Below are 21,210 nucleotides of genomic sequence, written 5' to 3' on the forward strand. Positions count from 1 at the left end.
AAAATTTTATTGCGGCTCGCACTTTCCGTAAACCCACTCGCGAGTTTCGTTTAGCTTATACTCGCCGTCCTTTAGAAAATACTGCTTGCTGCTTTTGATCGCGTTTTCGCCCGTAGCTATGTAGTCGCCGATGAAGCCGCGATCCAGGACGTCGCGCGCTAAAATTTCAGGCTCAAAGACGTTTTGCGTCCTTTGCGTCTCGTGCCATTTGCCGCTCTCATCAGGCTCGCGCAGGATGATCGAGATGTTATTGCCCGCCTCGTCGTAGTCGTAGATGTACTCGTACTGCTTGCCGTCGGAGGCCGTGCGATTTTTTATCACGTTGCCGCTCGCGTCGTAGCTAAACTCGTTTTCAAACACGACCTCCCAGCGCTGCGACTCCTCCCGCCAAAGCGCGGTTTGCTCGCGTAGAGGCCTGCTCTCCTCGGTCTCCTCGTGCACGTTTTTGTAGTACTCTCTCCACTCGCTTTTTGCGGCGTCCCAGCGCGATCTTAGCTCGCTAAAGCGCCTATACTTGGGCTCGATCTTGCGCAAGATCTTTTCATCGCGCCCCCAGGCGCCGTCGCGCCACACAAAATTTATCTCGCTGCGCGTCCCGTCCGTGGCCGTAAAGACGGTATGTTTTGTAAGCGGTACCCATTTGTCGCGCCACGCGTAGCCTTCGGAGCCCGTGTAAACGTCGCCGTTGTAGTGATATATCGATTTTTCGTACGGCATCCATTTTTTCGCTTTGGCGTTCCATTCATAGGTCGATACGAAATTGTTTCTGTCGCTTTCATCGACAATCCTTTTTGTAAGGTATGTCGGCGTCCATCTACCCTTTTTTAGCGTGAAATTTTGCAAAATTTCCGTTTTGCCCTCGCGCTTTTCGACGACTTTTTCCCCATCGTATGGCTTGCCGTCCTTGCTTTGCAGGCTGAAATAAATTTTTGAGCCGTCCTTTGCGATCTCCTGCTTGCTTATCGCCGTTTCGCGAAATTTGTTTGTATTCGCGTCCCAGTCGTATTCGACATTTTCGATCTCGCGCTCGCCGCTTTCGTCAAATTTGCTAAAGCTTTTCGATACGGACGCTCCCTCTTCGCTGCTTTTTCTGTAAATTTTTTCTAAGCGGCGGGTTTTGGCGTCGTAGTTTTGGCTCACTTCATATTCATAGCGCGGCACGGCTCCGCCTTCTGTTTTATAGCTCGTCTTTTGCAGGCAAATTTTATTCGCCGCCGAGTGTTTTGCTGCCGCCTCGGTCGCGCCCGCAGGCATCGCGAGCGCTAATGTCGCCGCCAAAATAGAGCCTGCTAAAACTGCCGTCCGCGCCCGAAGCTTGTCTGCCGAAACCGCCGTCTGCACCCCAAAAGCACCCGCCGAAATAATCGCTCGCGCCTTTAAATTTGCCGCCGCAAAATCTGCCGCATCCTTGGGTGAAATTTTAAAAACACCTCTCATGACCGCTCCTTTTATTGTCTAAATTTTAATCCATGCTACGTCCGCTAAATTTAAACGCAAAGCTCGCGCAACGCCGCGTCCGCATAAATAGCGCCGATTTAACCGCGACGTTCGCGCGACGCCACGCCTGTCAAATTTAAACGCGACGCCGCACCTGCTAAATCTAACCGCGCAGCACTCGTAGATCGCGCAGATAAAATTTAGCCGCGAAATTTTACCTGCGCATCTTCAAACGCTACTTTATCTTTTTATATTTCCACGTCTGCTCCGTTATGAGCTCGGACTTGCCGTCTTTAAGCTTAAATTCCTTAAAGCTCGTTATCGCGTAGATGCTAGGCATCTCAAACATCATCAGCGCGGCTCCGTATCCCACGCTATCAGCCGGGATTTGGGTATCGTAAGTGGCCTCCGAGCGCCCGGTTTGCACCCATTTGCCGCTCGCGTCGAGTTTGTAGATATCCATCGCGGTATTGCTGCCGTGCTTGTCGTAGCTATAGACGTATTTGCCGCTACTGGAATTTGATTCGTGGCTTTGCACGAGCGGGCGCTCGCCCGATTTATCGTAAATTTCGCCGTTTGAGTAGCTTTTGACCCAATCTTTAAGCTGCTCATCCCACAGATAAGAGGTCATATTAAGATCCGCGCCCTTCTTGATAGCGGTCTGTTTGCTCATATTATCCCACGCGCGCTTCTCGTCGTTCCAGATGAAGCTCGTAACGATCTCCTCGCCCTTTGCGGCATCCAGCTCGTGCTTGCTCATCGTCGCGTTTTGCCATGCGCCGTTTTGGAAAGTGCTGCGGATCTGCTCGTAGCTGCCGTTTCGATCGCCGTTAAGCATCTCTCGCTCGCTGTTTTGCCACGCGCCATTTGCAAACTCGTAGGTTACGTATCCGCTCATCTCTCCTGAGCCGTCGTAGAAAATTTCGGTCTTATCTTTGGGCTGCCAGCTCTTGCCGTCCCATTTGAAGCTTATCGTAAGCTCCTCCTTATCCCACGCGTTTTTTACGGATCTGTTCATACTCTCTTTCTGCCATTTGCCCTTTGCAAGCTTATATCGCACATCTTCGGTCGCGTTGCCGTCGTAGCTGGAGACGGTTTTGCTGGCATTGCGCGTGCCATCATCCGCTATCGAATTGCTCTCGCGCGTCGTGATGCCGTCTTTGACACTTTCCGTGTAGTCTTCTATTTTTTTCCACTTGCCGCTTTTAAGATCGAGGCCAAATACTTCAAATTTAACCATATCCCCCTTTTCGTCAAAGTAGCTGATCTCTTTGTAGCTAGAGCCCAGGCCGTCCGAGGAGTTCGTATCTCTTACCTGCTCTAGCTTGCGCGCCGCCGCGTCGTAGCTTAGATGCGTGCTCTCCTTGCGCTGTCCGAGTGAGCTGTAGCTCATGCTTTGCACCATATACTCATACTCCTTGGCAAACGCCGCCGCACAGAGCAGCGCAAGTATCGTAGCGAGCTTTTTCATCCTCTCTCCTTGGAAAAAATTTTGATAATTATATAATGTTCGTATATAAAAACGGATAAAATTTCGCCGCGCGGCTAAATTTAAAAAACTTCGATTTTTAGGCGGTAGCGGTGAAATTTTACGTCGCCAAACTGCTGGAATTTTAGTAATATTTTGATCTGATTTTGCGTTAGTTGTCGATATAATTTATGCGAAATAGAATTGCGTGCGAGCTTCTGCTAAATTTTAAACAGATCTAGGCTGATTTATATCAAAGCTTCACTGCGTGCCGTTAGTGATAAAATTCTACGTAATAAAATTTTAAATTCACGCGCAGATCCGTTTGAGGAGATAAAAATGCAATACTAAATTTTTGGCAGCTCAAAATTTCAAATAATGCCGGTTTTTAAAGAGTGCCGCTGATTAGGCGATACTAATCGCAGAAGCGCTTATCCGCGTTATTTGCTTTGCGCTTGGCTAGGAAGTCCGCCTTTTTAGCGGGGTCTGCGAAAAACTCGTCCTGCCTAAGTAGCGCGGCGTCCATTTTGTCCTCGGCTGCCTTGAGCGCGGCGGCGCGATCTACGAAGCGAGACGGAAATTTCTCATCAAATATCGCTTTATACGGGTGCGCCTTGACCCAGTCCCTAGCGCGTGCCGCCGCATCGCGCTGTTTAGCGAGATCGCAGAATGCGTATGGATTTACCACGTTGCCGACGAGCTGTAAAAACGCCGCATTCGCGGACTCGGTCTGGCGAAACATCTCGTCCTTGATGTCGATGACGCGAGCGAAGGTTAGGAATCGATTTTTGCCTGCGTAGAACCAAAACACCGCATCGTCCTTAAGCCCTAGATCATAAGCGCGCGCAGCGACCGTCATCAGCGTGGTCGGAGCGACCATATCCGGGGCGTCTTCGATAATTTTGATCGCCTTTTTTAGGCTCGCCACGTCGTTTTTCATCAACAGATCGTCGATCGGCTCGTAAACGTGCACGTATTCGGGCTTGCCCTCCTTAGCCGAATAAAACGGCGAAATATAGATGTCGATCGAAGTGATTTTTTCTACTTTATCCTCACCCTGGGCGCTCAAAGTCGCAGCCGCCGCACAGAGCAGCAATGAGCGAAATTTTTTCATGGTCTCTCCTTCGGTTAAATTTTGTAAATTTCCTCGTAATTATACCCTTAAATTTAAGAGCGCGAGCTTGATTTTTAACGAATATATTTTTGCGGAATTTTAATTTTTGCAGCAGCTCTATTTTCTTTTGATTCGGCTTCAACGCGACGCTTTACGCGGCTGAATTTAAGCCTTGCTAGTCGTAAAATTTAGCTTATAATTTAGATCGTATGAAATCGCTCGAAGCCTTACTAAAATTTTAAAATTTTACTCTTTTAAGCATCGTATGCTAGTCATTTATCGCTGAATGCGGCTATAAACTGGTCGTGGCGCGCCGTGCAGTATCGCACAAGAAAATTTGCCAGTCCGCGGTAAGCCATGAAATCAAAGGCATAAGTGTTCTCGTGCTGGTTCTTGATATGCGCGAAATAAAGCCACCGAAGCGCCACCAAAGTTTTAGTTGCTAGAAAATACTGCTCCGTCATTTCGCAATGGAATTAAATTTAGCAAATTATATCACGACATAAACGCGACGTTGCTGCTCGTAATCTCGTAGCGAAATTAAATTTATCTGCAGCCTCTGACTTTACGGTCTTTGGCTACGCTTTAAATTTTACTTTCAAAGCCCGTTTCTGCCGCGTCGCGGTAGAAATCGATCTGATCTTTTTTGATGATGCGGATGTAGTCGGTACTGCCCGGATGTCCGCTTTGAAAGCCCGCCGTCATCACGTAGGTGCCGCCTTCTTCGATGAGCCCGCGCTGCAGAGCCTCGCTTATGATACGTGCGAGCAGCGAGTTGATGCTCGTTTTTTCCTTAACCATCGCGGGATTTACGCCCCACACGAGACTTAGCGCGTGCGCGGTCTGCTCGTCGTGCGCGATTGCGATGATGTCGATTTTGGCGCGGTTGCGTGCGAGTTTGATCGCCGAGCGCCCCGAGCCCGTGATCGAAAGTATCGCGCCCGCGCCCAGCCTTGCGGCAAGCGCTGCGGTGCTTGAAGTGATCATATCGGTCTCGTCGTAGAAGTCGTAATCGTTAAATTTATCGTAAGGATAGATCTTTTCGGTCTCGCGGATCGTCTTGCTCATCGCGGCGACTACGGCTGCGGGGTTTTTGCCGATAGCGCTTTCCTCGCTTAGCATCACGGCGTCGGTGCCGTCTAGCACGGCATTTGCGACGTCGCTGATCTCGGCTCTAGTGGCGCGCTCGTGCTCGGTCATGCTAAGCATCATCTGCGTGGCGGTGATGACGGGCTTTGAGCGGGCGTTGGCTAACGCTATGATGCGCTTTTGGATGCGCGGGATCTCATAAAACGGCATCTCGATGCCCAGATCTCCGCGCGCGACCATTATGCCGTCGCTTGCCTCGATGATCTGCTCTATATTTTCGACCGCGTCGAATTTCTCGATCTTGGCGTAAATTTTAGCTTTTGAGCCCAGCGAGTTTAAAATTTCGCGCACGCGCAGGATGTCGTTTTGAGACTGCACGAAGGAGATGCCTACGAAATTTACGCCGTGCGCCGCGCCCCAGCGCAGATCCGCGAGGTCTTTTTGCGTGATGACGTCGATATTTAGGCGGGTGTTTGGGAAGTTCACCCCCTTATTCGAGCTCAAAAAGCCGTCGTTTTCAAGCACTGCTTGCACGCCTTGCTCGCTTACCGCGACTACTTTGGCGCGGATCGAGCCGTCGTAGAGGTAGATAAACTCACCCGTCTTCATCAGCGGCAAAATTTCAGGGTGGTTGATACACAGCTCGTATTCGCCCGGGGCGGTCTTTTTGCCGATGATTTCGCGAGGAAGGAAGGTGATCTTATCGCCCGTTTTTAGTTTGAAATTTTCCTCGAGTTTGCCGACGCGGATTTTTGGGCCGCTGATGTCCTGAAAGACGCCTACACGCACGCCCAGACTTTTTTCTACGGCGCGAATTTTGTTTAAATTTGCCTCGTGATACTCGTGCGTGCCGTGGCTGAAGTTCATCCTAAAGGCGTTGCAGCCCGCCTTTACCATCGCGCTCATCATCTCTTCGCTGTCGCTTGCGGGCCCGATGGTCGCTAGGATTTTAGTTTTTTTAAGCATCTTTTCTCCTTTAAATTTAAAATTTATCGCCGCATTAGGCGAAATTTTGCGCAAAATTTTGAAATTTCTAAATTTTAAAATTCGCTAGGCGAAGGAATTTTAAAATTTTATGGCGCGAGAGAATTTTAGAATTCCAAGGCACGGCGAAATTTTAAAATTTCATAGCTTGCGGTGCAGGTTAAATTCTAAAAATTCGCGTTTGAATGAAATTTTTAAAATTCCCTATATACGTAAAGCGCGAGCAAAATTCTAAAATCCTCGCCGAAGTAAAATTTCAAAATTCTTGCCCGAGCGAAATTTAAAAATTCCTCTTTATTGCATCATTTCCGCGTCAAATTTTGCATCATCAAAGCTCACTCCTAAATATTCGCAGGCACTTTTTGCGTCGCGAAGTGCGTTGCCTAGGCAGCTCGTAGCGCCGGGACTTGGGGTCATATTAAAGATAATCCCTGGATTTTCGCCTATTCTAGCTTCGCCTAAAAGCAGCTTTTTTTGCGAGTGTGAGATTACTTGCGGGCGCACGCCGCCAAAGCCCTTGGCATAGTAAATATCCTCCTCGCGGATGCTAGGTATGATTTTGCGCGCATTTTTTACGAAAAGCTTTTTGCCTAAAATCGGTATCTCAAAACCTATATTGCGGATTAAGAAATCCCTTACCTCGCTATCGCCAAAATTTTGCCAAATGACCTTGGCTACGTCCATGTCAAAATTTAATGACTGAAAAAATTCCGGCACCGAACGACAGCCCTTGTAGCGCTCGAGCTTCGGCATCGTAAGTGCGGTAGGACCAAATCTCGTGCAGCCGTCTGCCAAAAGATCGGGGTCGCCGTGAAGCGCGGCAAATGGAAGCTTTGGGTTTTGCACCATGTAAACCTTGCCGTTTAGAAGCTTTTGCTTGGTTAGATAGAAGCTGCCCGCGATGCAAATCGTGCTAAGATCCTGCCCAAGCCCCATTTTGTGCGCTAGCCACAGCGAGTGAGCGCCTGCATCTACGACTACGAAATCAGCGCTTAGCGAGAGTCTATTTGCTGTGCGGATATAGAGCTTATCGCCTACTTTAGTGATGTTTTGCACCTCGGTGTTTAGGTATAGATCGCAGGTTTTGCCCTCCACGTTTTTAGCGTTTTGCACGAAGGAATTCGCCATCGCGCCGTAATCGATCGTCGTGTAAACTTCCGATTGCACGCCCATTGCTACGATATCCTCCGCTCGCTCCTCGCCGCGCCCGTCAAAAACTAGCTTAGGCTCGATTTTTTTGAGCTCTTCTTTGCCAAAAAGCTGCAGATACGGATAAAGCTCTTTAAATTTCTCAAAGCGCTCTTTAATTAGCTCTACCTCGCTTTCGCCCACGCCAAGAGCCATTTTCTGCCCCTGAAATAAAAATTTATTCTCATATCCGTGCTTTTGGCAATATTTCACGATCATATCCGCCTTGCGCTTGACTTCGGTCGCTTTTTGCAGATCGTAGTTGGTCTCGATGTCGCCGCAATGAATCGTCTGAGAGTTTGCGCTGGCTTTAGAATTTAGCGTCGCAAGCCCTTCGTATTTTTCAAGTAGAGCAATATTTTCGATCCCGCTAAATTCTGCCAGCACGTACGCTAGCGCACTGCCCGTTATACCGCCGCCTATGATGATTACGTCGTAATGTCTTTCTTGCATGCCCTTTCCTTATCGAATTTGGTTGCAATTGTGCGAAAATTTCGCTTAAAAGCTAGTTATAAAAGCGTGAATTTAGATGATTTTATATAAAATTCGCACCATTTCATTTTGGGAGTAGTATATGAAAAAATCGATTCTTGTCGGATTAAGTTTGATTATAGCCACGTCGCTGTGGGGCGCGGATAAGAAAGTTTATCGCCTCAAGCTAGCTCAGACTTACGAGCTTAGTATGCCTATCGTAGGCGATGTCGCCAAGCGTATGGCAGATCTTGCAGATAGTATGTCTGATGGCAGACTAAAAATCAGCATTGACGCGCCTAGCAAGCATAAAGCGCCTTTTGCAATCTATGACATGGTTAAAAATGGACAATACGATTTAGGCTATACTGCGAGTTACTATTATAAAGGCAAAAATAGCGCGAATATGCTGTTTACGACGGTGCCTTTTGGTATGACGAAAGACGAACAGCACGCTTGGTATTACTTTGGCGGGGGTAAGGAGCTAGCGGATAAATTCTATGCTAAAAGTAATCTAAAGGTCTTTAATATCCTAAATAGCGGCATGCAGATGGGTGGCTGGTTTAAAAAAGAGATTAATACGCTAGATGATCTAAAAGGGCTTAAATTTAGAATTCCAAGCTTTGGCGGAGAGGTTATGAGCCGCCTTGGCGTCGCAGTCGCTACGATACCGGTAGGTGAGCTATATATGGCGCTAGAGATGGGTACCATCGATGCGGTCGAGTGGGCAAGCCCCAGCTTTGATATACCTCTAGGCTTTCATAAGGTCGCAAATTACTATTATACGGGATGGCAAGAACCCGCTAGCGAGCAGCAGATCGTGATAAATCTACAAACTTGGCAGAAGCTTCCTAAGGATTTGCAAAATATCCTAGAGGCTTCGATCGCAAAGGCGCGCGAATACGCAGAAAACGAGACGTTTTATAAAAACGTAATAATTTGGGACGAGATCAAAAAGAAATATCCGAACGTTCAGATTCGCTCTTTTTCGCCTGAGATTATGCGTGCGCTTCGCAAGGCGACGGATGAAATTTTAGCCGAAGAAAGCGAGAAAAATCCCGATTTTAAAGAGATTTGGGAGAGCCAAAAGGCGTTTTTAGCTAAAGCTAGAACGTGGACGAAGATGGGTGATTTTACATATATCGAAAAAACTGGCGATGTTGAAGCCGAGCAGAATTTTACTGCTTCGGTGAAAAAAATCTCTGTTCCTGAGCCCGTAAATAGCGCAGCCAGCGAGATAAATGCAAGCACTGCCGCACCAAAAAACGAGGATAATCAAACGAAATAGTGCTTCGCTTTAAGTCGCGTATCAAAACCTAGCATCAAGCCAAGAAGTGGCTTAAATTCGGTCGGCGATTTAAGAGATTTAGGCTTAAGTGCAGGCGATTTACTTATTTGCAGCTGCGTAGCTCGGGCGTATCTTTAAAATTTTAATTTATGAAAACGGTGATGAAATTTTATCGCCGCTTTAGCATTTAAGTTAAGGCGCGTAATTTGCATCACTGCGTTTAAAGCCCAATTTAAAAGCCGCTCGGTTGCCGCCGCACAAGGTTAGAATTTTATCAAGCTCCAAGCCCCTTCTATTTTTGCTTTATTCTTTTATCTTTTGCGTTATTTAAGCTTGATATTTCGCCGTGCTTGCTTGCGGGCGACATTGAGCGAGAGAGAATTTAATCTTACTTTTTCATTTTACGTAGTTAGCGGAGGAGCTTTGGCGGAGTGCGCTAATCTGAGATTTTAAATCGGTAGCGCTCATAAATTTTTCATTTTAAAATTTTGGTGCTCTTATGCCGATACGACTTTTAAATGAAATTTACTTCGGGTTAGCAGTGAACTTCAAATAAAATGGCAAAATTTTAAAATTTACACGCTTAAATATCACAAGCAATGAGAATTTAAAATTTTGTCTTTCGTAGATTAGGCACGAAGCATGTTAGAAAAAATTTTATAGGTCAAATTTCATTTTAAGCGATTGCGAATTTAAAAGCTTGCGTGCCAATTTTTTTTAAAGCCTGCTCTAGTTAGAATTTATCGCTAAACTAGACGGGCTCAGCCTTGGAATTTTGCCGTGTCGATTTTAAAATTCTGTGCGAGTTGGGCTTAAAATTTTAAAATTCAATTCTACCTGCGAAAACTCTTCAATTTCACGGCTTAGAATTTTGATACAGAATTTTGCCGCAACGCTATTTCTTGGGATGCGATAAAACTACACGACATGCGAAGCCGCGTAGAATATTGAGCTAGGCTCGCTGCTGCAAGCTTAGCGAATGTCGTAAGCTAAAAAGAGCGCTACTGCAAAGCGTAAATTTTATTTCAAAGCCTTAAAAAGCTCCACGCTATCGAGCTTCTCCCACGGGTATTCGTCGTTTCCGACCTGTCCGCGTGCGGCTACGTCGGCGTAGAGAAAGCTTTCTTTGCCCGGGCGATCAAGGCCGAATTTATCGATGATCCAGCGCGGCGTGAGCGGGAATTTTTCAAGCACGAAAGCAGATAGCTCATCGTCGCTCGCCGCGCCTAAATTCGTTCCCATACAATCGACGCTGACGCTGACGGGCTTTGCGACGCCGATTGCGTAGCTGAGCTGGACGATGCATTTTTTCGCAAGCCCCGCCGCGACGATGTTTTTGGCGATATAGCGCGCCGCATAAAGCCCGCTGCGATCGACCTTGGTGTAGTCCTTGCTGCTTTGAGCGCCGCCGCCTATAGGGCTGTAGCCGCCGAAGCTATCTACGATTAGTTTGCGCCCCGTTAGACCGCTGTCGTGAAGCGAGCTATGATTTACGTAGCGGCCGGTCGGATTGATGTAGATGATAGTCTTGCTTTTGTCATAAAGCTCCTTCGGAAGCCCTGCAGAATCGATTAAATTTCCGATCAGATCTCGGACGCGCTCGATGCTCATACTCTCGACGCATGGCGCGGAAACCACGATCGTATGGATGCTTTGCGGCTTGCACTCCTCAAAATTGCTCTTCGTGCCGTAATCGACGCTAACCTGCGTCTTAATATCGACGCCAAGCTCGTTAGGATGAGACTTTGCATAGGCATAAACGTGATCGCAAAGAAGCCTCGCGTAGGTGATCGCCGCCGGCATAAAATTTTTCGTCTCGCAGCTTGCGAAGCCGAACATTATGCCCTGATCTCCCGCTCCGATCTCGCCGCCCTCTTGATCGACGCCTTGGTTGATGTCGGGGCTTTGCTGGTTTAAAAATACGTCCACTTGCAGATCCTGCGGATGCAGGCACTGCGCGCGTGTGAAATGAGGGTTGTCGTTGTAGCCGATCTCGCTAAGCGCGCCCTTTACGATGTGGCGGTAATCGTCATGGGTAAAATCGATCTTGGCGTTTACTTCGCCGCCGATTACTACGTGTTTGCCCGCGATAAAAACCTCCGCTGCGACGCGCCCGTTTGGATCTTGCTTTAAAATTTCATCCACGATGCTGTCTGCGATGATATCGGCGCATTTATCGGGATGTCCTGGGCTTACTACTTCGCTTGTGAAAAGATACATATCTGCTCCTGATTAAAATTTCGCGTCATTTTATCTAACGAGGTTTTAAGATTGACTAAAAATCACAAAATTCCGCTCAAATTTAAATGCGCTTAAATAAAATTTCGATATATTTCAAACGACGTTTTGATTGAAAGGTAAAAAATGAGTTCGATTCAAAAATTAGTAGCCAGCTACAAAGATAAAAATCTAGTTCTGCGCATAGTTACCGGCTTGATAATAGGCGCTATTTTGGGCTTTGTTGCGCGTTCGGCGGCAGGCGATATTGCGGCAGAGCACAATTCGTTTTTAATAAACGTAGTAGCTTTTGGGGAAATTTTAGGAAATTTATTCGTAGGTGCTCTTAAAGCGGTAGCTCCGATTTTAGTTTTTATCTTGATTTTAAGCTCGATCGTAAATAAACAATACGGCAGTGCAAGCGGCTTAAAACGCGTGGTTGTTCTATATATCGTAGGCACCTTTTTAGCCTCGTGCGTGGGGGTAGCAGCCAGCTTTTTATTCCCTACGGAGCTTGCTCTAAGTAATGTTGGCGCGGCGGAAAATACCGCTCCTGCGAGCGTTTGGATCGTGCTAAAAGATCTGCTTTTTAAGGTCGTAGATAATCCGCTAAACGCTATCGCGCATGGAAACTACGTAGGAATTTTAACCTGGGCGATAGGTCTTGGCGTCGCGCTTAAATTTTGCACTAATGAAACAAAGAAAATTTTTACCGATCTGAGCGAAGCGGTAACTAAAATCGTGCAGTTTGTAATCCAGCTTGCGCCGTTTGGAATTTTCGGTCTAGTAGCTTCTACTGTGTATCAAACCGGCGTCGATGCGCTGCTTGGATACGTGCGAATCGTAGTCGTGCTAGTAGGTGCGATGGCGTTCGTAGCCCTCGTGGTAAATCCGCTCATCGTCTTTGCGGTAATCAAGAAAAATCCGTATCCGCTCGTATTTACCTGCCTGCGCGAAAGCGGCCTCACGGCGTTTTTCACCCGCAGCTCGGCGGCGAATATCCCGGTAAATTTAAATTTATGTAAAAAGCTCGGCATCAGCGACGAGCTAAGCTCGATCTCGATCCCTTTGGGAGCTACGATAAATATGGCGGGCGCTGCGGTGGTAATCGCGATCTTGGCGCTTGCTGCGGCTCATACGCTTGGCGTGCGCCCCGATTTTTGGACGGCGCTACTGCTTTGCGTGGTCTCGGCAGTCGGTGCGTGCGGCGCTAGCGGCGTGCCTGGCGGCTCATTGATGCTGATACCGCTTGCGTGTTCGCTCTTTAATATCTCAAACGATATCGCAATGCAGGTAGTCGCGATCGGCTTCATCATCGGCGTAATCCAAGACTCTGTAGAAACTGCGATCAATAGCTCCACGGACGTGATTTTTACGGCGATCGCGTCGCAAAGTATGCAAAAATAACTAACCTTAAAATTTTACCGCGAATTCCGCTTAGACGGCGGATTTTGCGGTTTTTAAAATTTTACTTATTCTTTTTTGATAAAATTATCCAAAAATTTTAAAAGGAAATCGATGAATTGGAATTTAGGCGAGCTGTTTGCAAACGAAGCGGAATTTAGCGGCGCGATAGATAGCGCCTCCGCGCAGGCTAGGGATTTTGAGCTTAAATTTAAAGATAAGCTGCACGCCCTTAGCGCGGAGGAGTTTTTAGACGCGCTTGAGCTTTATGAGAGCATCAGCGAGCAGATCGGCAAAATAATGAGCTTTGCGCATCTTAGATTCGCGCGAGATACGAGCCTTGGGGCGCAGCAGGCCAAGACAGAGCAGGCTTGCAACGACATTTCGCAGAGCCTGCTTTTTTTCGAGCTTGAGTTTAACGAGCTTGACGCCGCAAAACAGGACGAGTTTATCGCAGGGGGCGGGAGATTTAGATACTATTTGAGCCTACTTAAGCGGCGCAAGGCTCACCAGCTAAGCTTGCCGCAAGAAAGCGTGCTTTTAAAAACTTCACCCGTAAGCGGTGAGGCGTTTTCGCGACTTTTTGACGAGAGCATGGCGCGGATGAGCTTTGATTTTCGCGGGCAAAAGCTTGGCGAGGAGGAAATTTTAAGCCTGCTTCATAGCTCCGATCGCGAGGTGCGAAAGGACGCCGCAGCCTCGCTAAGTGCGGTGCTAGAGCAAAATTCCCACCTGCTTGGCTACATCTACAATATGATCAAAACCGATCTTAAAATTCGCTGCGAGCTGCGCGGCTACGATAAAGCCGAGGCGGTGATGCACGAGGAAAATCAGATAAACATCGCAAGCGTCGATGCGCTGATCGCAGAGACGGAACGAAGCTTCGCTCTAGTCGGCAAATTTTACGCTAAAAAGCGCGAAATTTTAGGCTACGACGCGCTGTATGATTACGACAGATACGCGCCGCTTGGGGGCGATGAGAGCGAGTTTAGCTTCGGGCAGGCTAAGCAGATCGTGCTTGCGGCATTTGAAAAATTTAGCCCGAAATTTAAGCAGATCGCGCTGATCGCGTTTGAGCGAAACTGGATCGACGCGATGCCTACGCAAAATAAGCAAAGCGGCGCATTTTCGCATTCGGGCTCGCGCGATACGCACCCTTTCGTGCTTTTAAATTTCACGCGCAAGCGCCGCGACGTATTTACCCTCGCGCACGAGCTGGGGCACGCGATACATCAGTATCTAAGCTACGGCGTGGGCTATTTTAACTCCTTTACGCCGCTAACGACGGCAGAGACTGCGTCGGTTTTCTGCGAGATGCTGGTGTTTGATTATATGCGCGAAAATTTTTCAAATTTAAACGGTTTGTCGAATTTCAAAAGCACCGCCGCCTTGGACGGCTCGCAAAATTTTAAATGTAGCGCTTCGCAAGAGGCTCAGGGCGGTGAAATTCCAAACGAGCGCGCCGTAAAAAACTCCGCCTCGCAAGACTCTGCGGGTTCGTGCGAGCTTGCTGCGAGCGATACGGATACGCCCTCGCAGACTGCAAACGATAAAGCCGCGCTGCGAGCGATGCTTGCGGCAAAGATCGAGGATATCTTCGCTACGCTTTACCGCCAGATCGGATTTACGACCTTTGAGCGGCGCGTGCATGCAAGCGCGGATGAGCTAAGCATCGAGCGGCTGGGTGAGCTGTGGATGGAGGAGTCGCGCAAGATGTTTGCCGGCGAGCTAATCTTGCAGGATCATTACAAAAGCTGGTGGAGCTACATTCCGCACTTCGTTCACACGCCGTTTTACTGCTACTCCTATGCCTACGCGCAGCTTTTGGTGCTCGCGTTTTACGGGCTGTATAAGAGCGGCAGGCTCGAAAATTTCGTTCAAATTTACACTGAGTTTTTAAGCTCGGGCGGCAGCGACGCGCCGCAAAAGCTGGTGGCAAAATTCGGCTTTGACATCAATAAAAGCGAGTTTTGGCGCATCGGCATAGAACAGGTCGCGGCGCTTGTAGATGAGTTTGTGAGGGGTTAGGATGATAGATAAAATTTTAAAAGACGATAAATTTATCGCTGCGAGTAGTGCAAATATAGGCGCGGTTTTGGATTACGTTTTGGCTCTTGGATATGGATTTGGCATCGTTGCGAGGACGGATCAGATAAAATTTGACCCGCCGCTGCCGGAGGAAATTTTAAAAAGCTTCAAAATGCCCGCGATCTTTTTGCAGCTGGAGGAATACACGCTTTCTAGCGCGCATCTTAGCAAGGATGAGCTGGTTTTCGAGGCGGGATTTGGGCCGCAGGATTTTGCAAGCACGCTTAGCGTGCCGTTTTACGCGGTCTTGCAGATCGTCGTGGACGGCAAGCCTATCGCGGTAAATTTCTCCCAGCCCGAGTCCGAGTGGCTTAAACGCGAAAAATCGCGTAAAATTTTCTCAAAATGAGTGATATTTTAGAGGGTCTTAATCCTACTCAGCGCGAGGCTGCGAGCCACGTGGATGGAGCGATGCTAATCTTAGCGGGTGCTGGTAGCGGCAAAACTAAAACGATCACCGCGCGTCTTGCCTATCTGCTATCAAACGGCGTGCCTCCGGGAAATACTCTCACGCTTACGTTTACGAACAAAGCCGCCACCGAGATGCGCTCGCGAGCGCTTAATCTGATAAGCGGGTTAAATTTAAGCGGAGTGCCGCTTCTGTGCACATTTCATAAATTCGGGCTTTTGTTTTTGAAATTTCATATTAGCGAGCTTGGGCGCAGCGCAAACTTCCAAGTAATCGATACCGACGATAAGAAAAAGATCATCAAGGGCTTTGAGATAAATTTGCCCACATCGCTATTGGCAGCTAAAATTTCAACTTACAAAAATTCTCTAATCGGCCCCAAAGATATCGACGAGCTTCTAAAGGGCGAAGAGGACGAGCTAAGCAGGATGTATAGCGGATTTTACGCGCATTGCGCTGATGCATATAAGCGCTACGAGGCGTATTTGGCGGCGAATAATCTTGTAGATTTCGATGATCTGCTGATATTGCCGTATAAAATTTTAAGCGCCAATGAGCGGCTATGCGATGAAATTTCGCGCCGTTACGTCTATATCACGGTGGATGAGTATCAGGACACCAACGACATTCAATTCAAACTGCTGCAAAAGCTTTGTGCCGCGCACGAAAACCTCGTGGTGGTGGGTGATGACGATCAGAGTATCTACGGCTGGCGCGGCGCACGGATAGAAAATATCTTAAATTTTAAAGATCAGTTCTCAAACGTAAAATTTATCAAACTCGAGCAGAATTACCGCTCCACAGATGAAATTTTATCTGCTGCCAACGAGCTCATCTCGCATAACAAAAACCGCCTCGGCAAGAGCCTTACTAGCATGAACGGCGGCGGCGAAAAGATCGAAATTTTGCGTTCAGACGAGGAGAGTATCGAGGCGGCAAAGATCGCAGAAGCTATCAAAAAGCTACTTTCAAGCGGAGTAGCGCCCTCTCAAATCGCCGTGCTTTACCGCGTAAACGCTCTGTCGCGCGCGCTGGAAGAGGGGCTGAATCGCGCCAAAATCCCGTATAAAATGGTAGGCGGCGTGAAATTTTACGAGCGCGCCGAGATCAAGGATACGATCGCCTATCTGCGCTTAGTAAACGACGAGCACGACGACTTTTCGATGAGGCGGATCATAAACGTGCCCAAGCGCGGCATCGGCAAGGTCTCGCTGGCAAAGCTCGAGGAGCTTTCGCGCCTGCGACTCATCAGTCTATTTGATGCGTTTAGTGAGCCTGATGCGGGGCTTAGCGCCAAGGCGGCGCAGGCTCTAGCGGAGCTTAAAAGCGGCATCGCTTCTATTTCCGCACTAGCCGATACTATCAAAAAAATAGAGGCGCTAGAGCCCACTTTCGGGCTAAAGGCTTACTACGCCTCGCTTCCGGACGGCGCCGATCGGGTAGCGAACATCGACGAGTTTTTAGCTATGCTAAAGGACGAAGCTAGCAATAAACCCGATTTTGATCTGGCGGAATTTTTAAACGAGCTAAGCCTTCTTAGCGATCAGGACGCCATCATGGGCGATGCGATAAACATAATGAGCGTGCATGCTAGCAAAGGGCTTGAGTTCGAGCATCTTTTCGTAATCGGGCTGGAGGAGGGGTTTTTCCCGCTTTTGGGCGACAGCAATGACATCGAGGAGGAGCGCAGACTCGCATACGTAGCGATTACGCGCGCCAAGCGCACGCTTACGCTTAGCTTTGCTGCTAGCCGCTTTTATCGCGGCAAGCGCGAGAGGCTGGACGCTAGCAGGTTTATAGCCGAGGCGGGTTTGGTAGCCAAAGAGCCGCCGCGCGAGCAAAGTAGCGGCTTTAGCAAGGGCGAGCTGATCAAACACAAACTCTTTGGTATCGGACAGATCACGGCGGTAAACGGCGACCGACTCACTATAAATTTCGGCGGAATTTCGCGCGTGATAATGTCAAATTTCGTAGAAAAGATCGGCTCTTATGAATAGATTGTTTTTGGCGGACAAGCCCGCGGGCATCGGCAGCAATAAATTTTTAAGCGCTCTTAAGCGCAAATACGGCGTGAAAAAGGCTGGCTTTAGCGGCACGCTCGATCCTTTCGCGAGCGGCGCGCTGATTGTCGCGTTCGGGCAATACGCGCGCTTTTTTAGATTTTTAAAAAAGGAGCCAAAAATCTACGCTGCGACGCTGTGGCTGGGCGCGCAAAGCCCAAGCGGAGATAATGAAAATATCGAGCGTGTGGAACAAATCCCGCCGCTTTCGCGCAAGGTTTTAGATGCCGCGATAGCGCAAATGCGCGGTGAGATAAAATTTATCCCGCCCGCTTTCAGCGCCAAGAAAATTGACGGTGTGCGCGCATACAAGCTCGCTCGCGCAGGCGAAGAGGTGAGCCTAAAAGAGAGCTCGATGCGGGTTTTTGATGCCGAAATTTTAAGCTACGCTCATCCATTCGTGAGCTTTCGCGTTGCGCTTAGCGAGGGCGGCTACGTGCGCTCTTTTGCGCAAATTTTAGCAGAAAAACTAGGCGTTTGCGGTACGCTAAGCGCGCTTAGGCGGGAGAGCGAGGGGGCTTTCGATTTGAAAGATCCGCGTTTTGCGGATGAGGCGGCGCTAAATCCGCTCGAGTTTTTGGACCTCGCGCCGAACTTTTACGACGGCGACGCGCGCGACGTGATCTTGGGTAAAAAGCTTGCCGCAAAGGATCTGGCGAGCCGCGCAGACGGGCGCTATCTGCTTATCTGCGGCGATTTTTACTCGATCATCGAGATAAGCTCGGGCGAGGTGCGCTATCTTTGGAACGACGTTCCGATCGCAGGCGGCGCGTTTTAATCAGCGGCTCTAGCCTGCGGCGGAATTTTGATCGGGCGGCCCTGGCTTGAAATTTGAGCGGTTATAAATACGGCGCGTTTTAAATTTACTTGCATAGCGCGCTGCTATGTGCGGTTAAATTCTATCGCAGACGGCGGCGACTCGAGTGATCGCGCTCTTTTGTTGTGCACGGATCGCAAAATCTGCCTCAGGCGGTGTAAATTTAAACGCGCGGCTAGGCGGGCGGCGCTCGCTTGTGAAAAGGCATAAATCCGCGGGGGCTAAATTTAAACGCGGCGAATCCGGCGGAGCGGCGTTTCGATTTGCTTTTCGGTGCGCGATGACGGCTCGCTGCGAGATTAAAATTTCGCGATTTACAAAGCGCGCAGGTCGGGGCTTATCGCGGCGCGCCAAGCGCCTCTGCCGAATGAAATTCTAGCTTGCGGCGGTGCGTAGTCTGCGCCGATAGGTTTGATTTTACGGCGGGCGGCGTACTGCTAAACTAAATTTATGATCTAGTGTGGCGTGCAGCGACGCGGCTAGAATTTTGCCGGCTTGGAATTTTAATCGCTAAGATAGATTTGCGCCGCGAGTTGAAATTTAGCTGCGTGCGTTGCGGATTAAAATTTCGCGCTTTATAAAATTTACGTATCGGGTGCCGCGATCGCGGGCTAAATTCCGCGGCGCGCACTTTACGGCACGCGGTTTTAAATTTTGATCGCACTGGACGGGGCGTGCCGCAGGCTGAAATTTAACTCGCGTACGGATTGAAATTTTAATCGCGCTAAATGGGCTTGCGGCGGGCTAAATTTAACGAAAATGTGCCAAATAGCGGCAAAGGAGTAAAATTTTGAAGGCCTATGCAAAGATCAATGTTTTTTTAAAAGTCGTCGGCACGCGCGGCGGTTACCACGAGATCGCCTCGCGTTTTGTACTGCGCAGAGAGCTTTTTGATGAGATAAGCTTTGAGCGCGCGAGCGGCTTTGCGCTTGAATGCGACGCCGCACAGATCGCGGACAATATAATTTTAAAAGCCAAGGCGGCGCTTGAGCGGGCGGGCTTTGCGCGCGAGCTTGCGGAGTTTTTCAGCTCGCACAAGATCGTGCTTAAAAAGCGAATTCCGATCGGCGCGGGTCTTGGGGGCGGCAGTAGCGACGCGGCGGCGTTTTTGCGGCTTGCGAACGAGGAATTAAATTTAAAAATTTCGCGCGAGCGGCTTACCAAAATCGCGCAAAATATCGGCGCGGACGTCGCGTTTTTTGTTAGCGGGCTTGAGGCCGCAAACGTGCGCGGTATCGGCGAGATCATTGAGCCTTTCGAGGACAGCTTGCCCGCGATCGAAATTTTAACGCCCGCGATCTTTTGCTCTACCGGCGCGGTTTATAATGAGTTTCGCGCAAGCTTTATGCAAAATATAGACGCCACACAGGCTCGGCAGATGCTTAGCCTAAGCAGCGAGCAGCTGCTGGCGCAATATGGCGGCTTTCAGCTAAACGATCTTTTCGCGCCGTGCATAAAGCTATATCCGCAGATGGATAGGTATCGCGATATGTTTCTAAGCGGCAGCGGCAGCAGCGTGTTTTTCTTAAAATAAGAATTCCAAGGCGCGCGGTTAAAATTTAAAAGCTAAATTTAAAGATAAAATTTAAAATTCGCTCGCCCGCTTTTAAATTTAAGCAAAAACGGGCTAAGCTTAGGACTAAATTTAGAAGGAAAAAGATGAAAGAACTGAGTAAAAATCGCAAGGCATTTCACGATTTTACGATACTTGAAAGCTTTGAGGCGGGCATCGTTCTAAAGGGCAGCGAGGTCAAAGCTTTGCGCGCGGGCAGGGGCAATCTCAAAGATAGTTTTTGTCGCGTGATCCGCGGCGAGCTGTTTTTGCTAAATGCCCATATCAGCTATCTTGAAAGCACTAACGCGCATTTTCGTCCAGACGAAGGAGCCGCGCGAAAGCTTTTAATGCACCGAAAACAGATCGACAAGCTTTTAGGCGCGGTTAGCAAAGAGGGCCTTACCATCGTGGTTTTGTCGCTGTATCTGAATGATAAAAACCGCGTAAAGGCGCGTATCGCTTTGGCAAAAGGCAAAAATCTGCACGACAAGCGTGAATCGCTAAAGCGCAAGGAAGCCGACCGCGAAGCGCAAAGCGCGATGAAGCGATACGACAAGCATTCATTTTAAATTCACAAAACTTTGGTTAAAATGCGGGCTTAAATTTAAACTCCAAGGAAATTGAATGAAAAAATTTTTACTATTATGCTTGGCGATTTTTGTCTTAAGCGGCTGCGGAGATGATTCGCAGAAAAAGACGGGCTCTGCGGGAGAGAATCCTGCCGCGAGCGAGAATCAGATAGTAAAAAATTCCGCTCAAGATAAAAATGGCGAGCGTATTGGTGGAGAGAGCGGCGAGGAGGTAGCTTTTACGCCGTTTAAAACGGGCGAGCGATTTACGCTTAAAAGCGTCGTAGGCGGCGAGGTAACGATTGAGCGGACAGAAAAGGGCTTTAAGCTAGCGGACAGCGATAAAATTTTAATGTTTGATATTTTTGGTACTTACTGCCAGCCGTGCCGCATCGAAGCGCCGCATCTGATGGACTTTCAGCTAAAAAATTCCGCGGATTTTCTGATGGTCGGGCTAATCTATTTCGAGGATATTACCGATGCGCAAGTGATCGAAAATTTTACGAAAAAGTTTAATGCCTATTATTTCATCTCCAATTCAAAACAAAACGAGCGTATAGTAGGTCAAATTTTAAGCGACATCGGTTATCGTCACGCGCTTTCGATCCCTTTTAAGGTAGTACTTAAAGATGGAAAATATCAAAGGCTTACCGACATTAACGAGGGTGATGAGCGGGGCAAGCCGTATTACTTAGGCATGGTCGATACTGATGTGATAAAAAGCGATATCGCCAGGATAAAAAATGGCAACTAAAACCGGCGTGCAGATTCGCACTCGCGCCAAAACAAAATCTTTCGTGCCTCGCCCGTATAAGGTGATTTTACTAAACGACGACGTGACGACGATGGATTTCGTGGTTTATATTTTGATGGAGATTTTCGCCAAAAACTTTAACGACGCCGTAGATTTAATGATGAAAGTGCACAAGCAGGGTCGCGCGGTTTGCGGCGCGTATCCTAAAGAGATAGCCGAGTGCAAGCAACAAGCGGTTTTACAAGCGGCAAAGGCCGCAGGATTCCCTCTTAGATGTGAGATCGAAGAGGATTAAATT

The 21,210-nt window shown here is 48.5% G+C and carries 16 protein-coding genes; 10 read left to right on the plus strand and 6 right to left on the minus strand.

Annotated features, from left to right (window positions below; genetic code table 11):
• Positions 1 to 6: 6 nt before the first annotated feature.
• The 5 genes from CGRAC_RS04810 to CGRAC_RS04830 form a co-directional block, all read right to left on the minus strand.
• Entirely contained in the window at positions 7 to 1,437 is a 1,431-nt protein-coding gene (locus CGRAC_RS04810; protein WP_005871794.1) for a hypothetical protein, read from the minus strand.
• Between the two features lie 235 nt (positions 1,438 to 1,672).
• On the minus strand, positions 1,673 to 2,908 hold the full coding sequence (locus tag CGRAC_RS04815; protein ID WP_005871793.1) for a hypothetical protein: 1,236 nt from the start codon (positions 2,906 to 2,908) through the stop codon (positions 1,673 to 1,675).
• A 412-nt stretch (positions 2,909 to 3,320) separates the two neighbouring features.
• Positions 3,321 to 4,019, minus strand: a complete 699-nt coding sequence (locus CGRAC_RS04820; RefSeq protein WP_040304056.1) for a hypothetical protein — start codon at positions 4,017 to 4,019, stop codon at positions 3,321 to 3,323.
• 585 nt (positions 4,020 to 4,604) lie between these two features.
• Positions 4,605 to 6,074: a pyruvate kinase gene (gene pyk, locus CGRAC_RS04825; RefSeq protein ID WP_040304054.1), complete on the minus strand. Its 1,470-nt coding sequence runs from the start codon at positions 6,072 to 6,074 to the stop codon at positions 4,605 to 4,607.
• 312 nt (positions 6,075 to 6,386) lie between these two features.
• Entirely contained in the window at positions 6,387 to 7,733 is a 1,347-nt protein-coding gene (locus CGRAC_RS04830) for an FAD-dependent oxidoreductase (protein ID WP_005871787.1), read from the minus strand.
• A gap of 121 nt (positions 7,734 to 7,854) precedes the next feature.
• On the opposite strand from CGRAC_RS04830, the gene CGRAC_RS04835 reads away from it, so the two are divergent.
• Positions 7,855 to 9,039, plus strand: a complete 1,185-nt coding sequence (locus CGRAC_RS04835; RefSeq protein WP_005871786.1) for a TRAP transporter substrate-binding protein — start codon at positions 7,855 to 7,857, stop codon at positions 9,037 to 9,039.
• A 1,020-nt stretch (positions 9,040 to 10,059) separates the two neighbouring features.
• Here the strand turns inward: CGRAC_RS04835 and metK are convergent.
• Positions 10,060 to 11,259: a methionine adenosyltransferase gene (gene metK, locus CGRAC_RS04840; RefSeq protein ID WP_005871780.1), complete on the minus strand. Its 1,200-nt coding sequence runs from the start codon at positions 11,257 to 11,259 to the stop codon at positions 10,060 to 10,062.
• A 144-nt stretch (positions 11,260 to 11,403) separates the two neighbouring features.
• On the opposite strand from metK, the gene sstT reads away from it, so the two are divergent.
• The 9 genes from sstT (at position 11,404) to CGRAC_RS04895 (ending at position 21,207) form a co-directional block, all read left to right on the plus strand.
• Positions 11,404 to 12,663: a serine/threonine transporter SstT gene (sstT, locus tag CGRAC_RS04845; RefSeq protein ID WP_005871778.1), complete on the plus strand. Its 1,260-nt coding sequence runs from the start codon at positions 11,404 to 11,406 to the stop codon at positions 12,661 to 12,663.
• A 111-nt stretch (positions 12,664 to 12,774) separates the two neighbouring features.
• Positions 12,775 to 14,688, plus strand: a complete 1,914-nt coding sequence (locus CGRAC_RS04850) for a M3 family oligoendopeptidase (protein ID WP_005871777.1) — start codon at positions 12,775 to 12,777, stop codon at positions 14,686 to 14,688.
• A 1-nt stretch (position 14,689) separates the two neighbouring features.
• Positions 14,690 to 15,097: a hypothetical protein gene (locus tag CGRAC_RS04855; RefSeq protein WP_005871775.1), complete on the plus strand. Its 408-nt coding sequence runs from the start codon at positions 14,690 to 14,692 to the stop codon at positions 15,095 to 15,097.
• Complete coding sequence (locus tag CGRAC_RS04860) at positions 15,094 to 17,154, plus strand: ATP-dependent helicase (protein ID WP_005871773.1); 2,061 nt, start codon at positions 15,094 to 15,096, stop codon at positions 17,152 to 17,154. The genes CGRAC_RS04855 and CGRAC_RS04860 overlap by 4 nt, the downstream gene beginning before the upstream one ends.
• Complete coding sequence (truB, locus tag CGRAC_RS04865; RefSeq protein ID WP_005871770.1) at positions 17,147 to 17,995, plus strand: tRNA pseudouridine(55) synthase TruB; 849 nt, start codon at positions 17,147 to 17,149, stop codon at positions 17,993 to 17,995. Before CGRAC_RS04860 ends, truB begins: the two co-directional genes overlap by 8 nt.
• A gap of 829 nt (positions 17,996 to 18,824) precedes the next feature.
• Positions 18,825 to 19,568 (plus strand): 4-(cytidine 5'-diphospho)-2-C-methyl-D-erythritol kinase, encoded by a 744-nt coding sequence (locus CGRAC_RS04880; RefSeq protein WP_005871761.1) that lies wholly within the window; start codon positions 18,825 to 18,827, stop codon positions 19,566 to 19,568.
• A 125-nt stretch (positions 19,569 to 19,693) separates the two neighbouring features.
• Entirely contained in the window at positions 19,694 to 20,158 is a 465-nt protein-coding gene (gene smpB, locus CGRAC_RS04885) for an SsrA-binding protein SmpB (RefSeq protein WP_005871759.1), read from the plus strand.
• A gap of 55 nt (positions 20,159 to 20,213) precedes the next feature.
• Positions 20,214 to 20,912, plus strand: a complete 699-nt coding sequence (locus tag CGRAC_RS04890; protein ID WP_005871757.1) for a thioredoxin domain-containing protein — start codon at positions 20,214 to 20,216, stop codon at positions 20,910 to 20,912.
• The gene (locus CGRAC_RS04895; protein WP_005871755.1) at positions 20,902 to 21,207 is read left to right on the plus strand and encodes an ATP-dependent Clp protease adaptor ClpS; all 306 of its coding nucleotides are present in this window, start codon (positions 20,902 to 20,904) and stop codon (positions 21,205 to 21,207) included. The genes CGRAC_RS04890 and CGRAC_RS04895 overlap by 11 nt, the downstream gene beginning before the upstream one ends.
• Positions 21,208 to 21,210: the final 3 nt, after the last annotated feature.

The organism is Campylobacter gracilis, from assembly GCF_001190745.1.
GTDB lineage: Bacteria > Campylobacterota > Campylobacteria > Campylobacterales > Campylobacteraceae > Campylobacter_B > Campylobacter_B gracilis.

Bases quoted from the DNA above. Each gene is read 5' to 3' on its own strand.
- sstT (WP_005871778.1), top strand. From the start codon at position 11,404: ATGAGTTCGATTCAAAAATTAGTAGCCAGCTACAAAGATAAAAATCTA.
- CGRAC_RS04850 (WP_005871777.1), top strand. From the start codon at position 12,775: ATGAATTGGAATTTAGGCGAGCTGTTTGCAAACGAAGCGGAATTTAGC.
- CGRAC_RS04810 (WP_005871794.1), bottom strand. From the start codon at position 1,437: ATGAGAGGTGTTTTTAAAATTTCACCCAAGGATGCGGCAGATTTTGCG.
- truB (WP_005871770.1), top strand. From the start codon at position 17,147: ATGAATAGATTGTTTTTGGCGGACAAGCCCGCGGGCATCGGCAGCAAT.
- CGRAC_RS04855 (WP_005871775.1), top strand. From the start codon at position 14,690: ATGATAGATAAAATTTTAAAAGACGATAAATTTATCGCTGCGAGTAGT.
- CGRAC_RS04860 (WP_005871773.1), top strand. From the start codon at position 15,094: ATGAGTGATATTTTAGAGGGTCTTAATCCTACTCAGCGCGAGGCTGCG.
- pyk (WP_040304054.1), bottom strand. From the start codon at position 6,074: ATGCTTAAAAAAACTAAAATCCTAGCGACCATCGGGCCCGCAAGCGAC.
- metK (WP_005871780.1), bottom strand. From the start codon at position 11,259: ATGTATCTTTTCACAAGCGAAGTAGTAAGCCCAGGACATCCCGATAAA.
- CGRAC_RS04890 (WP_005871757.1), top strand. From the start codon at position 20,214: ATGAAAAAATTTTTACTATTATGCTTGGCGATTTTTGTCTTAAGCGGC.
- CGRAC_RS04835 (WP_005871786.1), top strand. From the start codon at position 7,855: ATGAAAAAATCGATTCTTGTCGGATTAAGTTTGATTATAGCCACGTCG.
- smpB (WP_005871759.1), top strand. From the start codon at position 19,694: ATGAAAGAACTGAGTAAAAATCGCAAGGCATTTCACGATTTTACGATA.
- CGRAC_RS04815 (WP_005871793.1), bottom strand. From the start codon at position 2,908: ATGAAAAAGCTCGCTACGATACTTGCGCTGCTCTGTGCGGCGGCGTTT.
- CGRAC_RS04830 (WP_005871787.1), bottom strand. From the start codon at position 7,733: ATGCAAGAAAGACATTACGACGTAATCATCATAGGCGGCGGTATAACG.
- CGRAC_RS04895 (WP_005871755.1), top strand. From the start codon at position 20,902: ATGGCAACTAAAACCGGCGTGCAGATTCGCACTCGCGCCAAAACAAAA.
- CGRAC_RS04820 (WP_040304056.1), bottom strand. From the start codon at position 4,019: ATGAAAAAATTTCGCTCATTGCTGCTCTGTGCGGCGGCTGCGACTTTG.